This window comes from Micromonospora sp. HK10 (assembly GCF_000982955.1).
Lineage (GTDB): Bacteria > Actinomycetota > Actinomycetes > Mycobacteriales > Micromonosporaceae > Micromonospora.
In genome coordinates this window covers 1-11,991 of record NZ_KQ058708.1, presented here as the reverse complement: position 1 = coordinate 11,991, position 11,991 = coordinate 1, and the positions used below count along the sequence as shown (strand labels likewise).

11 protein-coding genes are annotated in these 11,991 nt (G+C 75.3%); 6 read left to right on the top strand and 5 right to left on the bottom strand.

The window, feature by feature from the left end; translation table 11 throughout:
- Positions 1 to 369: 369 nt before the first annotated feature.
- Positions 370 to 1,611, bottom strand: a complete 1,242-nt coding sequence (locus LQ51_RS05880) for a glutamate-5-semialdehyde dehydrogenase (protein WP_046563642.1) — start codon at positions 1,609 to 1,611, stop codon at positions 370 to 372.
- A 67-nt stretch (positions 1,612 to 1,678) separates the two neighbouring features.
- Entirely contained in the window at positions 1,679 to 2,836 is a 1,158-nt protein-coding gene (proB, locus tag LQ51_RS05875; protein WP_046563641.1) for a glutamate 5-kinase, read from the bottom strand.
- Between the two features lie 13 nt (positions 2,837 to 2,849).
- On the opposite strand from proB, the gene LQ51_RS05870 reads away from it, so the two are divergent.
- The 3 genes from LQ51_RS05870 (at position 2,850) to LQ51_RS05860 (ending at position 6,230) form a co-directional block, all read left to right on the top strand.
- Entirely contained in the window at positions 2,850 to 3,164 is a 315-nt protein-coding gene (locus tag LQ51_RS05870) for an MGMT family protein (protein WP_046563640.1), read from the top strand.
- 32 nt (positions 3,165 to 3,196) lie between these two features.
- Entirely contained in the window at positions 3,197 to 4,579 is a 1,383-nt protein-coding gene (locus tag LQ51_RS05865; protein WP_046563639.1) for an MFS transporter, read from the top strand.
- 172 nt (positions 4,580 to 4,751) lie between these two features.
- Positions 4,752 to 6,230, top strand: coding sequence for a pyridoxal phosphate-dependent decarboxylase family protein (locus tag LQ51_RS05860; protein ID WP_046563638.1), 1,479 nt, complete (start codon positions 4,752 to 4,754; stop codon positions 6,228 to 6,230).
- Positions 6,231 to 6,286: 56 nt separating this feature from the next.
- Here LQ51_RS05860 and LQ51_RS05855 read toward each other — a convergent pair whose 3' ends face one another.
- A complete protein-coding gene (locus LQ51_RS05855; RefSeq protein ID WP_046563637.1) occupies positions 6,287 to 7,507 on the bottom strand; it encodes a hypothetical protein in 1,221 nt (406 codons plus the stop codon).
- Positions 7,500 to 8,069 carry a SigE family RNA polymerase sigma factor gene (locus tag LQ51_RS05850; RefSeq protein ID WP_046563643.1) on the bottom strand — a complete coding sequence of 190 codons (570 nt, stop codon included), beginning with the start codon at positions 8,067 to 8,069 and terminating at the stop codon, positions 7,500 to 7,502. Before LQ51_RS05850 ends, LQ51_RS05855 begins: the two co-directional genes overlap by 8 nt.
- A 134-nt stretch (positions 8,070 to 8,203) precedes the next feature.
- Between LQ51_RS05850 and LQ51_RS05845 the strand changes: the two genes are divergently transcribed.
- Together LQ51_RS05845 and LQ51_RS05840 are read left to right on the top strand one after the other, a co-directional pair.
- Positions 8,204 to 8,764: an NADH-quinone oxidoreductase subunit B gene (locus tag LQ51_RS05845; protein WP_046563636.1), complete on the top strand. Its 561-nt coding sequence runs from the start codon at positions 8,204 to 8,206 to the stop codon at positions 8,762 to 8,764.
- A gap of 35 nt (positions 8,765 to 8,799) precedes the next feature.
- Positions 8,800 to 10,116, top strand: coding sequence for a DUF2252 domain-containing protein (locus LQ51_RS05840; protein WP_046563635.1), 1,317 nt, complete (start codon positions 8,800 to 8,802; stop codon positions 10,114 to 10,116).
- Positions 10,117 to 10,147: 31 nt separating this feature from the next.
- On the opposite strand, the gene LQ51_RS05835 is transcribed toward LQ51_RS05840, so the two are convergent.
- Positions 10,148 to 11,194 carry a glucose 1-dehydrogenase gene (locus tag LQ51_RS05835; protein WP_197087538.1) on the bottom strand — a complete coding sequence of 349 codons (1,047 nt, stop codon included), beginning with the start codon at positions 11,192 to 11,194 and terminating at the stop codon, positions 10,148 to 10,150.
- A gap of 176 nt (positions 11,195 to 11,370) precedes the next feature.
- Here LQ51_RS05835 and LQ51_RS05830 point away from each other — a divergent pair.
- The coding region (locus tag LQ51_RS05830) for an NADH-quinone oxidoreductase subunit C (RefSeq protein WP_046563633.1) at positions 11,371 to 11,991 on the top strand (621 nt) is incomplete at its 3' end.

Genomic DNA, 11,991 nt, shown 5'->3' with positions numbered 1-11,991 from the left:
CGTGCCGCGCCTGCGCTCGTGCTGGGTCTGCGCTCGTGCCGGGCGTGTGCCCGTGCCGGATGTGTGCCCGTGCCGGGTGTGCGCCCGTGCCGGCGTGTGCCCGTGCCGGATGTGCGCCCGTGCCGGGCGTGCGCCCGTGCCGGCGTGTGCCCGTGCCGGATGTGCGCCCGTGCCGGATGTGCGCCCGTGCCGGGCGTGCGCCCCCCGCCCGCCGGCACCCGGGAGCGGGATGCGGCAAGTTGTGGCCTCCCTGCGCAGGGAAGCCACAACTTGCCGCAATCCGTGGCGCTGCCCCGTGGCGCTGCCCGGTGGCGCTGCCCCGGGCGAGGGCCGGGCGGGCGGCCCCGCCCGGCAGGTCGCGGGGCGGGGTCAGCGCAGGTGGCCGTCGCCGGTGACGACGTACTTGGTGCTGGTCAGCTCGGGCAGGCCCATCGGGCCGCGGGCGTGCAGCTTCTGGGTGGAGATGCCGATCTCGGCGCCGAAGCCGAACTCGCCGCCGTCGGTGAACCGGGTGGAGGCGTTGACCATCACCGCCGCCGCGTCGACCCGGGCCACGAACTCCCGGGCGGCCGACTGGGAGTCGGTGACGATCGCCTCGGTGTGGCCGGTGCCGTACCGGCGGATGTGCGCGACGGCCGCGTCGAGCGAGTCGACGACGGCGGCCGAGATGTCGGCCGAGAGGTACTCGGTGTCGAAGTCCTCCTCGGTGGCCGGCACCACGGCGTCGGAGTAACCGGCCACCCGCGCGTCGCCGTGCACGGTGACCCCGGCCTCGGCGAACGCGGCCAGCATCGCCGGCAGGAAGGCGTCGGCGACGTCCGCGTGGACCAGCAGCGCCTCGGCCGTGTTGCAGGTGGAGAGGCGCTGCGTCTTGGAGTTGAGGGTGACCGCCACGGCCTTGGCGAGGTCGGCGGCGGCGTCCACGTAGACGTGGCAGTTACCCACCCCGGTCTCGATCACCGGCACGGTCGACTCCTCGACGACGGTGCGGATCAGCGATGCGCCGCCGCGCGGGATGAGCACGTCGACCAGGCCCCGGGCGCGCATCAGCTCCTTGACCGAGTCGCGGGTGCTGGCGTCGAGCAGCTGGACCGCGTCGGCCGGCAGGCCGGCCCCGGCGATCGCGTCGCGCAGCACCGCGACCAGGGCCGCGTTGGAGTGCGCCGCCGAGGAGGAGCCGCGCAGCAGCGCCGCGTTGCCCGACTTCAGGCAGATGCCGGCGGCGTCCACGGTGACGTTCGGCCGGCCCTCGTAGATGATGCCGACCACCCCGAAGGGCACCCGGACCTGCCGCAGCTCCAGCCCGTTCGGCAGGGTCGCGCCGCGGACCACCTCGCCCACCGGGTCGGGCAGCGCGGCCATCTGCCGCAGCGCGTCCGCGATGCCGGCCACCCGGCTCTCGTCGAGGGCGAGCCGGTCCAGCACGGCCGCGCTCAGCCCGGCCGCGCGCCCGGCCGCCAGGTCCGCCGCGTTCCCGGCCAGGATCTCGGGGGTACGCGCGACCAGCGCGTCGGCCATCGCCAGCAGAGCGGCGTCCTTGACCGTACGGGTGGCGACGGCCAGCGCCTCCGCCGCCGTCCGGGCCCGCCGGGCCTGCTCGGTCACGCTCATCCCGCACTCCTTGAGGTGTTAGGGCGGGCCCCCGCTCCAACAGAAAGCGTCAACAGGGGGCCCTTGCTTACAGGAGGACGAGGTCGTCGCGGTGGACGACCTCGCGTTCGTACGCCGGGCCGAGCGCCCTGGCGAGCTCGGAGGTGGAGCGGCCGAGCAGCCCCGGCAGCTCCACCGCGTCGTAGTTGACCAGGCCGCGGGCCACCGGCGCGCCCTCGGCGTCGACCAGGTCCACCGGGTCGCCGGCGGTGAACACGCCGTCCACCGCGGTGATCCCGGCCGGGAGCAGGGACTTGCGCCGGCCCACCACGGCCTGCACCGCGCCCGGGTCGAGGTGCAGCCTGCCGCGCGGCGCGGTGGCGTGCGCCAGCCAGAACAGCCGGGCGGCCGGGCGGCGGCTGCTCGGGTGGAAGAAGGTGCCGACCGCCTCACCGGTCAGGGCGGGTCCGGCCAGCGGCGCGGCGGTGAGCACCACCGGGATGCCGAAGCCGGTGGCGATGCGGGCGGCCTCGACCTTGGTGACCATGCCGCCGGTGCCGACCCCGGCCCGCCCCGCCCCGCCGATGTCCACGCCGGCGAGGTCCCCCTCGCCGTGCACCTCGGTGATCCGGCTGCTGCCGGCGCGGGCCGGGTCGCCGGTCCAGAGCGCGTCCACGTCCGACAGGAGCACCAGCAGGTCGGCGTCGACCAGCACGGCGACCAGCGCGGCCAGCCGGTCGTTGTCGCCGAACCGGATCTCCTCGGTGGCCACCGTGTCGTTCTCGTTGACGATCGGCACCGCCCGCAGGTCGAGCAGCTTGCGCAGGGTCCGGTACGCGTTGCGGTAGTGCGCCCGCCGGGTCACGTCGTCGACGGTGAGCAGCACCTGCCCGACGGTCAGCCCGTGCCGGGCGAAGCTGGCCGCGTACCGGCCGATGAGCAGGCCCTGCCCGACGCTGGCGGCGGCCTGCTGGGTGGCCAGGTCGCGGGGGCGCCGGGCCAACCCGAGCGGGGCGAGGCCGGCGGCGATCGCGCCGGAGGAGACCAGCACCACCTCGCGGCCGTCGGCGGCGAGCGCGCCGAGGGTGTCGACCAGCGCGGTGACCCGGGCGTCGTCGAGCCCGCCCGCCGGGGTGGTCAGCGAGGACGAACCGATCTTGACGACGATCCGCCGGGCCGAGGTGACTGCTTCGCGCACCGGACCATTCTGCGCGCTGCGGTCCGCCGTATCCCGGCGCGTTCCCATATCGTGGCCGGTCATGACACCTGACGAGTACGTCGAGGCGGTGCTCGACCTGGTCGAGCGGATCCCGCCGGGCCGGGTGATGTCGTACGGGGCGGTGGCCGACGCGCTCGCCGAGCGGTCCGGGCGCGCCTCGGCGCGGCTGGTCGGCTCGATCATGGCCCGGCACGGGGGCGGGGTGCCGTGGCACCGGGTGGTGAACTCGGCCGGCCGGCTGCCACCCGGGCACGAGCGGGAGGCACGCGCCCGCCTGCGGGCCGAGGGCTGCCCGTTGCGCCCGGCGGGGGTGGATATGGCGGCGGCGGCCTGGTCGCCGGAGGAGGGGGTGTGAGCCGGACCATAACGTGAGTAACATTCGGGCCCATGACAGGGACGGGGGCCGGGCCCACCGGCGGGCTGCCCCGCCGGGTGCACCTCGGCTACGCGACGGGTTCGCTGGTCACCGGGGCGTTCGGCACGGTGCCCGGGCTGCTCCTGCTGCCGTACCTCACCGACACCCTGGGCGTGGCCGCCGGGGTGGCCGCCCTGCTGGTGCTGCTCCCCAAGGCCTGGGACGTACTGGTCAACCCGGTCGCCGGGCGGATCTCCGACCGGACCCGGTCGCGGCACGGCGCGCGCCGGCCGTACCTGCTCGGCGGTGGGCTCGCCCTGGCGGTGCTCTTCGCCTCGATCTTCGCGGCGCCGTTCGGGGCCGGCCCGGCCGCCGGGGCGTACGTGGCGGTCGCCTTCCTGGCCACGGCCACCGCGTTCGCCTTCTTCCAGGTGCCGTACGTGGCCATGCCGGCCGAGCTGACCGCCGACCCGGCGGAGCGTACCCGGCTGATGAGCTGGCGGATCGCGGTGCTCGCGCTGGCCATCCTGGTCTCCGGCGCGGTGGCCCCGGCGGTGGTGACCGCCGGCGGCGACGGCGTGCCGGGACACCGCTGGGTGGGCCTCTTCGTCGCCGCGCTCATCGTGGTCGGCACGGTCGGCGCGTTCCTCGGCACCCGCTCGGCGCCGACCGGCGCGGTGGGCGAGAGCGAGCCCAGCCTCCGCGCGCAGCTCGCCGTCGCCGGCCGCAACCGGCCGTTCCGGGTGCTGCTGATCTGCTTCGTGATCCAGTCCGCCGGGGTGGCCACCGTGCTGGCCGGGGTCAAGTACTTCGCCGATCAGGTGCTGCGCGACCCGGACGGCGGCCCGACGCTGCTCTTCGCCTGCTTCGTGGGGCCGGCGCTGCTGGTCATGCCGCTGTGGACCCGGGCCGGCGCCCGGCTCGGCAAGCGTGGCGCGCTGGTCCTCGCGTCGCTGCTCTTCGCCGCCGGCGCGCTGGCCCTGGTCGCCGCCCCGGCGCTGCCCGCCGCCGCGGTGTACGCGGTGGTAGCGCTCATCGGCGTCGGGTACGCCGGCCAGCAGGTCTTCGCGCTCGCCATGTTGCCGGACTGCATCGCCCACGACACCGCGCGCACCGGACGCCGGCAGGCCGGCGTGTTCACCGGGCTCTGGACCGCCGGGGAGACCTTCGGCCTGGCCCTCGGCCCCGGAATCTACGGCCTGGTGCTCCAGCTCTCCGGCTATGTCTCCTCGTCCACCGGGGTCGCGGCGGCGCAGTCCGCCACGGCCCGGCTGGGCGTGCTGCTCGGCTTCACCGTGCTGCCGGCGGTGCTGGTGGCGCTGCCGGTGCTGCTGCTGCGCGGTTACACCCTGACCCCGGCCCTGCTGGCCGCCGCCGGGGCCGGTCCGGCGGTCGCACCCAGGGCGCGGGCGTGAGCCGCCCGGACCCCGCGCCGGGGGCCGGGGCCGTGAGCCGCCCGACCCGCGCCGGCCCGCGCCGGTTCACGCCGCACCGGCGTCCCGACCCGCGCCGGCCCACCCCGGTTCACGCCGCACCGGCGTGCCGACCCGCGCCGCCGTCCCGCACGCAGAGAGGTACCCGACAACCATGACCGACGCGCCGGGAACGACCGCGCTCCCCGCCGAGGGGGTGCCCGCGCTGCGGGTGCTCGACGAGATCCGCGCCCTGCGGGCGGCCGACCGGCCCACCCACGGGGGGCGGCTGTTCGCCTACGTGTACGACCCCGGCGTGGCCGGGCTCGACGAGCTGGCGCAGGCCGCGTACGCCGAGAGCGCGCACGTCAACGGGCTCGACCCGACCGCCTTCCCGTCCCTGCTGGCGATGGAGAACGCGCTGGTCGGGGCGGCGGCCCGGCTGCTCGGCGGCGGTCCCGGCACGAACGCGCCGGAGGTGGTCGGCAACGTCACCAGCGGAGGCACCGAGTCGCTGATCCTGGCCGTGAAGGCGGCCCGGGACGCCCGCCCGGACGTGGCCGAGCCGCGGATCGTGGTGCCGGTCAGCGGGCACGCCGCGTTCGCCAAGGCCGCCCACTACCTGCGGGTGACCCTGGACCCGGTCGACGTCGACCCGGTCACCCTGCGGCCCGGCGTGGCGGACGTGGCCGCCGCGATCCGGCCGGAGACCGTGCTGGTCGCCGCCTCGGCCCCGTCGTACGCGCACGGCGTGGTCGACCCGGTGGCGGAGATCGCCGCGGTGGCCGGGGCGGCCGGGGTGCGCTGCCACGTGGACGCCTGCTTCGGCGGCTGGGCGTTGCCCTGGCTGCGCCGACTCGGCGCGCCGGTGCCGGCGTTCGACTTCGCCGTCGACGGGGTCACCTCGATCTCCGTCGACCTGCACAAGTACGCGTACGCGCCGAAGGGGGTGTCGGTGCTGCTGCACCGGAACCCGGCGCTGCGGGCCCCGCAGTACTTCGCGTACGCGGACTGGCCCGGCTACACGATGATCAATCCGGTGATCGCCTCGACCCGCTCGGGCGGCCCGATCGCCGCCGCCTACGCCACCCTGCGCCACCTCGGCGAGGACGGCTACCTGCGGCTGGCGGAGCAGACCCGGGCGGCGGTGACCGGGCTGGCCGACGCGGTGCGCGCGGTCGACGGGCTGCGGCTGATGGCCGAGCCGCAGTCGACGGTGGTCTGCTTCACCACCGACGGCGACCCCGACCTCGACCTGTTCGTGCTGGTCGACGAGCTGACCGCCCGGGGCTGGCACACCCAGCCGCAGCTCCGGTACGCCGGCCTGCCGGCCAGCGTGCACCTCACGGTGACCGCGTCGGTGGCCCCCCGGGTGGCCGAGTTCGGCCCGGCGCTGATCGAGGCGGTGGCGGCGGCCCGGGCGGCCGGGCCGGTGGCGCTCCCGCCCGAGCTGCTGGCCCTGGCCGGCAGCCTCAGCCCGGCGGCGCTCACCCCCGAACTGATCGCCGGGCTCGCCGCCGGGCTGGGGCTCGGGGCGGGACCGGCCCCGGACCGGATGGCGGCGGTGAACACCCTGCTCGACGCCGCCCCGGTGGCGCTGCGGGAGCGCCTCCTGGCGGAGTTCGTCGGGCTGCTGCAACGCCCGACCTTCTGATGGCCGTCGGCGGGGACCTGGCATCCGCCAGGCCCCCGTCCAGGGCGGCAGGTCGCTTACTGCGTCACGCGCAGATCCACGAAGTTGTTCCGCTGTGCCAGGTCGGACCACCACCGTCCCTGCTCGTCGAAGTGGACCACACGCAGGTTGCGGGTGCCGCCGCCCGGCGGTCCGTCGGCGTCGAAGAGGAAGCGGAACGTGTACGTCCGGCTCTTCCCCGCCGGGAGGCCGTCCAGCACGCAGGCCTCGTTGCCGTCCCCCGGGGTCATCCGGCAGCGTGCCAGGTCGCCGCCGGCCGGCTCGCCGATCGTGAAGTACTCGGCGAAGCCGACCCCGGGCACGTCGACCGGCCCCTTGTTGGTCACGGTGACGGTCACCGTGGCGTAGCGCTTGCCGGCCGTGTCGGCCGGCGCGACGACGAGGTCGCCCGCGGTCAGGGTGAGGTCGGTCAGCCGCGGGTCCGTGCCGAACTTCGTCGGCCCGGCGGTCTGGTCGAACCGGTCGCCGGTCCAGGCGTACGTCCGCCACTGCCGCTGTGGCCACCACTCCGGGGTGTCGCAACAGGGCTGGATGTCGGCCACGTGCGCGCGGACCGTCCCGTCGGCGACGGTGAAGTCCGTGATGTCGTCCATCCCCTCGTGGGTGGCGACGACCAGGCCCATCGTGATGATCCGCCGGCCCGCGTCCCGGTCGAAGACGAGCAGTTGCTTCGCCGAGGCCTCGCCGTACCGGCAGCCGACCAGGGCCACCGTCTCGGCGGCGCCGTCGCCGTCGACGTCCCCGTACTTCGGGTCGCCGATCAGCAGCGGCACGTCCGCGTCCCCCGCCTTCGGCCCTGGATCGAGCCGGACGCCCCGGCTGGTGCAGGCCTCCGGAACCACCACATCCCGCCAGGGGGTCAGGTCGAGGCGGGCGGCGAGGAGCTGCGCCCGGCTGATCCGCCCGTCCGGCGCGCCCGGGGTTGGGTTGGCCGTGGTCGGCGGGGACGACGGGCTCGCGGAGGGGGTCGGCGCCGGGGTCGACCCGGACGGGCTCGGCTCGGCGCTCTGCGCCGGCGTCGGCGGCCGGTGGAACCGGTCGCCGAGGGCGGCGTTGGCCGCCACCGGCAGCGCCACCGCGAGCACCACCGCCGCCGCCGCGGTCAGCGCGGCCCGTCGGCGCCGGCGCCGGACGGTCTCCCGCACCGCGACCGGTCCGGCCGGTCGCACGTCCGGGGCGTACGCCTCGCGGAACGCGGCGAACTCGCCGCTGACCAGGACGTCCTCGAACTCACTCACGGTCGCTCACCTCGTTCGTGCCGGCGAGCTGCGCGGCCAGCGCCGCCCGTCCCCGGTACAGCCAGGACTTGACCGTGCCCTCCGGCACGCCCTCCTGCTCCGCGATCTGCAGCACGGAGAGGTCGGCCAGGTAGTGCAGCACCACCGCGCGCCGCTGGCTGGTCGGCAGCTTGGCCAGGGCGGCGGTCAGCGCCACCCGGTCCGGATCGGGACCCGGCACGTGTTCCTCCCGCTGCTGGCGCAGCCAGGACTGGGCGGTGCGTACCCGTCGCCAGCGGCTGGTGGCGAGGTTCCAGGCCACCTTGCGCACCCAGGCCACCGGGTCGTCGTACCCGGCCACCCGGGACCAGCGGGCGAACGCCCGGCAGAAGGCTTCCTGGACCAGGTCCTGCGCCTGCGAGAGGTCGCCGCAGTAGGCGGCGAGCTGCAGCGTCAGGGACCGGAAATGGGCATGGTAGAGCCCGTCGAAGTCGATCCGCTCGGCGGCTCCCCGCCGCGCCGGCCGGTCCGCTGTCCCCTCCGGCGGCGGCTCGCCGAGCCGTGGTTCCCTCATCAGCGTCATCCGGTCCTCCCCGTGCGGTGGCCGCGTGGCGGCCATGTCGGTCACACGTGTCGACGCCGGCCCTGGTTGCGTCGGTTGCCGCCGTAAGGCTGTGGTTGACTGTCGTATCAGGGACAGGCGAGGGAGGCCCGAACGTGCAGGTGCCGGCCGTGCTCGGCGAGCCGATCCGGTTCGTGCTGAACTGGGGCCGCCGCTACTCGCTCTGGGTGTTCAACTTCGGCCTGGCCTGCTGCGCGATCGAGTTCATCGCCACCAGCATGGGCCGGCACGACTTCATGCGGCTCGGCGTCATCCCGTTCGCGCACGGCCCCCGGCAGGCCGACCTCATGGTGGTCTCCGGCACCGTCACCGACAAGATGGCCCCGGCGGTGAAGCGGCTCTACGACCAGATGCCCGAGCCGAAGTACGTGATCTCCTTCGGCGCCTGCTCCAACTGCGGCGGCCCGTACTGGGACTCCTACTCGGTGACCAAGGGGGTCGACCAGCTCATCCCGGTCGACGTCTACGTGCCCGGCTGCCCGCCCCGCCCGGAGGCGCTGCTGCACGGCATCCTCCGCCTGCAGGAGAAGATCGCCGCCGAGCAGTCCGGCGTCGGCGGGGTGCCCCGCCCGGACCGGCTCGCCGCGCCGGTCGACGCCGGCCCCCGCCCGGTCGAGTCGCTCACCGCGCCGCCGGTACGCCCGCCGGCCGGCTGACCCGCCGGGTGGCGGACCGGGGCTAGCCTGCGGCCATGACCCACTCCGCGGAGCGGCGCTCCGCCTTCATCGTGGACGTGCTGACCGAGGAGTTCGGCGCGTCGATGGCGCTCGACCCGGCGGCCTTCCGCCGCAAGTTCCGCAAGATGGCCGCCTCCCCGTTCGCCTTCTACCGGGGCAGCGCCTCGCTCTTCTACGCCGACCAGCGCGGCGACTTCGCCAGCGACCGCTACCTGGACGACCGGACCAGCCGGGTGTGGATCCACGGCGACCTGCACGCGGAGAACTTCGGCACCTACATGAACGCCTCTGGCCGGCTGGTGTTCAACGTCAACGACTTCGACGAGGCGTACGTCGGGCCGTTCACCTGGGACCTGAAGCGCTTCGCGGCCAGTGTGGCGTTGCTCGGCTACGCCAAGGCGCTCTCCGACCGGGTGATCGGCGAGCTGGTGACCGGCTTCGCCCGGTCGTACCTGACCGAGCTGCGGGCCATCGCGGCCGGCGGCGACGACGCGATCGGCTCGATCACCCTGGAGAACGCCGACGGGGTGCTGCGCCGGGTCCTCCAGCAGGCCCGGCTGAACACCCGGGTGGACCTGCTCGCCGTGCAGACCACCATCGACAACTACGAGCGCCGCTTCTCCCTGGGCGACGGCGTCTACGAGGTCGACGAGGCGACCCGGGACAAGGTCCGCGCCGCGTTCCAGGACTATCTGGGCACGCTGCCGGAGGCGACCGCCGCGCTCCGCCCGGTCGCCACCAACATCAAGGACGTGGTGCTCCGCAAGGGCGTGGGCATCGGCTCGGCCGGGCTGCCGTCCTACAACATCCTCCTCGAGGGGCACACCGAGGCGCTGGAGAACGACGTCGTCATCTACCTGAAGCAGGCCCAGGTGCCGGCGGTGGCGCGGCACATCGAGGACGAGCGGGTCCGGTCGTACTTCCGGCACCAGGGGCACCGGACGGCCGAGTCGCAGCGCGCGTTGCAGGCGCACGCCGACCCGTGGCTGGGCTTCACCGAGCTGGACGGGGTCGGCCAGCTCGTCGCCGAGGTCTCCCCGTACGCCGCCGACCTGGACTGGTCCGACGTGAACGAGCCGGAGGAGCTGCGCGGCGTGCTCACCGACCTCGGCCGGGCGGTGGCCCGGATGCACTCGGTGGCCGACGACGAGTCCAGCCACGACCTGGTCGACTACTCCACCGAGGAGTCGATCGTCGCCGCCGTCGACGCCGACGCGGACGGCTTCACCGGCTACCTGGTCGACTTCGCGCACGCGTACGGGATCCGGGCGCGCGAGGACCATCAGCTCTTCGTGGACCTGTTCCGCAACGGCCGGCTGCCCGGCATCTGAGCGTCGGGCGGGGCCGCGCCCCCGCCCGGCCTCACGCCTCGAACTCGAGCACCACCTTGATGTCCTCGCCGCCGGTGGAGTAGGCCTCGGCGTACGACGAGAGCGGCACCCGGCGGGTGATCAGCGAGTCGAGCCAGGCCTGGTCGGCCTGGGTGAGCGCCTCCGCGGCCAGCTCCCAGTGCCGCCGCCCGGCGTTCACCGAGCCGAACACGACGTTGTTCTCCAGCACCAGGGCACGGTTGAGCGCGCCGGCGTCGAAGTCGAGGGTGCGGCCGCCGCTGGACACCCCGGTCAGGCAGACGATGCCGGTCGGGCCGACCTTGCACATCGCCGACAGCACCACCGCCGGCGCCCCGGTGCACTCGACCACGACGTCCGGCTCGAAGTCCAACTCGTCCACCGTGGAGGTGTGGTAGGTGGCGCCGAGGGCCCGGACCAGCTCCGGCTTCGGCCCGGTGGTGTTCCGGTCCAGCACGTGCACCGACAGCCCGCGCTGGGTGGCCAGCAGGGCGGCGAGCAGGCCGATCGGGCCGGCCCCGGTGACCAGTACGCTCTCCGGCTGCCACTCGGCCCGGCGGCCGATCCGCTCGATGTGGTCCCACGCCTTCGCCACCACCGTGGTCGGCTCCAGCAGTACGCCCACCGGGGCGAGCGCCCGGTCCATCCCCACGGCGAACTTGGGCTGCACCCGCCACCGCTCCCGGGCGAAGCCCGGCAGCCCTTTGATGCCGTGCTCGGTGTACCGGCCGTTGCGGCACATGTCCCACTGGTCCACCGCGCAGTTCCGGCAGGGCACCGGGTCGGGGTGCCGGACGACGCCGGCCACCAGGTCGCCCGGCTGCAGGGTGCCGGTCGGGTCCTCCAGCACCCGGCCCAGCGACTCGTGCCCGAGCACCAGCCGCTCCTGGCCGGGCGGCGCCTCACCGTAGTGGCCGGCGATGATCTCCTGGTCGGTGCCGCAGATCCCCACCGCGAGGGCCTGCACCAGGATCGCCCCCTCCTCGGCGGCCGGCTCCGGCCAGTCCTCGGTCAGTTGCAGCGAGTCGGCCACCCCTGGGGTCACAGTCACAGCGCGCACGAGACCCATCCTTCCCCGGTCCGGCGTCGTGCGCCGGGGAAAGCGGCGGATCCCGGCCGGCCCGACGGATCCCCGCCCGGCCCGACGGATCCGGGTCGGCCCGACGGATCCCGCCCGGCCCGGCGGGCCCGGCTCGCCCGGGCGGGTCCGGCCGGGCAGGCCCTAGGATCAGCGGCATGACTCCGGACCAGGTCGGCCAGCGGGTGCTCACGCTGCTCGCCCCCGTCGAGGTCGCCGCGTCGGTCTCCGGCGGCCAGGGGTACGCCCGGGCCACCGTCGACGTACCCCCGTCGAGCTGGCGGGACGCGGTGCGCGCGGTCCGCGACGACGCCGAGCTGGACCTCGACTTCTTCGACTGGCTGTCGGCGGTGGACGAGCTGGCCGACGGCTTCGACGTGGTGGCCCACCTGTGGTCCACCCGGGGCCGGCACGGGCTGCTGCTGCGCACCCGGGTGCCCCGCGCGGCGCCCACGGTGGCGTCGGTCGTCGATCTCTTTCCCGGCGCGGGCTGGCACGAGCGCGAGACCTACGAGATGTTCGGCATCGGGTTCGACGGGCACGGCGAGCTGCGCCCGCTGCTGTTGCCGCCGGAGTTCGAGGGACACCCGCTGCGCAAGGAGTTCGTGCTCGCCTCCCGGGTGGCGAAGCCCTGGCCGGGCGCGAAGGAACCGGGCGAGTCCGAGGCCGGCGGCGGTCGCCGCCCGATGCGGCCCCCGGGCGTGCCGGCGCCGGGGGAGTGGGGCACGACGCCCACGCCCGCCGGCGCGGCCGGGGTGGGCGAGGGTCCGCGCGGCGGT